At 65.1% G+C, this 1773-nt stretch carries 1 protein-coding gene; it reads right to left on the bottom strand.

The genetic code is table 11. The features are described 5' to 3' along the window. The coding region (locus GO615_RS27580) for an efflux RND transporter permease subunit (protein WP_169133041.1) at positions 1 to 1773 on the bottom strand (1773 nt) is incomplete at both ends.

Here is a 1773-nt window from a genome sequence, read left to right as displayed (position 1 = left end):
TCGACAGCGGGATGCCGCGCAGCCAAAGCGCCAGGATCCCGCCCGTGAGCGCAAACGGCACGCCGGTGAACACGATGAGTCCGTCCTTGACGTTGCCGAACATGGTGAAGAGCAGCGTGAACACCAGCAGCAACGCGACCGGCACAACGATCTGCAGGCGCTTGGCGGCGCTCTGCAGTTGTTCGAAGGTGCCGCCCCAGGTCGTCCAATAGCCGGTCGGCACTTGTACCGCCTCGGTGATCCTGGCTTCGGCTTCCGCGACGAAGGAGCCGATGTCGCGACCGCGCACGTTCGCTGTGACGACCACACGACGCTTGCCGTTTTCGCGACTGATCTGGTTGGGGCCGGGTGAGGACTGAATGCTCGCGACGTCCCCCAGGCGCACGAAGCCGCGGGCGGCGCCGTTGTCCCCGGCCGGCAGGCGGATCGGCAGGCGCTGCAGCGCGTCGAGGTCGCTGCGCAAGGCTTCAGGCAGCCGCACCAGAATGTCGAAACGCCGGTCGCCTTCGAATACCGCGCCCGCCTCTTGCCCGCCCAGCGCCGCGGACACGCTGTCCTGCACGTCGGCAACGTTCAGGCCGAGCCGGGCGGTCCGGTCGCGGTCAATGAGCACCGTGAGCATCGGCAGGCCGGTGGTCTGCTCCACTTTCACGTCGGCAGCCCCCGGAATGCCTTCGAGCACTTTGGCGATGCGCTCTCCGGTCTCGGCCATCAGGTCCATGTCGTCGCCGAACACTTTCACCGCGACGTCACTGCGTACCCCCGAGATCAGTTCGTTGAAGCGCATCTGGATCGGTTGCGTGAACTCGTAGTTGTTGCCCGGCACCTGGCGCACCGCCGCCTGCAACGCGGCCACGAGCTCGTCCTTGGGCCGGTTCGGATCCGGCCACTGATCGCGCGGCTTGAGCATCACGAAGTTGTCAGCCACGTTCGGCGGCATCGGATCGGTGGCGATTTCGGGCGTGCCGATCTTGGCAAACACGGTGTCGACCTCCGGGAACGCCTTGACCGTCTGCTCAAGCTGCACCTGCATATCGATCGACTGGGTCAGGCTGGTGCCGGGAATCCGCAGCGCATGCAAGGCAACGTCGCCTTCATCGAGACTTGGAATGAATTCGCTGCCCATGCGCGTCGCGAGCAGGGCCGACAGCGCCACGCAGACGCACGCGATCGTGAGCACGAGCGGCTTTCTCGCCATCACCCAGTCGAAGCTCGGGGCATAGCCCCGCTTCGCCCAGGCCATGAGGCGGTTTTCCTTCTCGCTGATCTTGCCCGAGAGGAACAGCGCCACGGCGGCCGGCACGAAGGTCACCGACAGGATCATTGCGCCCACGAGCGCAGTCACGACGGTGAACGCCATCGGGTGGAACATCTTGCCCTCGACCCCGGTCAGGGCAAAGATCGGCAGATACACCACCATGATGATGAGCTGGCCGAAGAGCAGCGCCCGGCGCGACTCCTTCGACGCCGCAAACACCTCATGGAAGCGTTCGTTGCGGGTCAGTGGGCGTCCCGCGGCGGCCTGTGCGTGCGCGAGACGCCGCACGCAGTTCTCGACGATCACTACCGCGCCGTCGATGATAATGCCGAAGTCGAGCGCGCCGAGGCTCATCAGGTTGGCACTGACCTTGTTCGTCACCATGCCGGTGAAGGTGAACAGCATCGCCAAAGGGATCACCAGCGCGGTGATGATCGCCGCGCGGATGTTGCCGAGGAACAGGAACAGGATTGCGATGACCAGCAGCGCGCCTTCGGTCAGGTTTTTCTTGACCG

It is taken from the genome of Aromatoleum evansii, from assembly GCF_012910805.1.
Classification (GTDB): domain Bacteria; phylum Pseudomonadota; class Gammaproteobacteria; order Burkholderiales; family Rhodocyclaceae; genus Aromatoleum; species Aromatoleum evansii.
The sequence above is the reverse complement of the archived record's forward strand: the minus strand, read 5'-3'. Positions and strand labels throughout refer to the sequence as shown.